The 233-nt window shown below is 45.5% G+C and carries 1 protein-coding gene; it reads left to right on the forward strand.

Features of this window, described 5'->3' with window-relative positions; all coding sequences use genetic code 11:
- On the forward strand, positions 1 to 233 hold a 233-nt coding region (locus R0K30_RS23685), incomplete at both ends, for a hypothetical protein (protein ID WP_410613497.1).

Here is a 233-nt window from a genome sequence, read left to right on the forward strand (position 1 = left end):
GAGCAGTCACTGGGAGCAATTTCGAAAACGCTTTTATTTGAATTTCATACAATCAGAGATTTAGCAGATCATCTTGTAAAGGAATATCCGGATCGGCTGGGGCGTTTATTTTCACGGGAGGAAAAAGGAAAACAGATTCAGAGCATTACCCCTGCCAGGCCGGAACAAAACATCACTGCACCTGCGGCGGAGGAAAAAGAACATCTTGACGGGATAGCGGTAATCGGTATCAG

It is taken from the genome of Bacillus sp. SIMBA_154 (assembly GCF_046536015.1).
Taxonomy (GTDB): domain Bacteria; phylum Bacillota; class Bacilli; order Bacillales; family Bacillaceae; genus Bacillus; species Bacillus pumilus_P.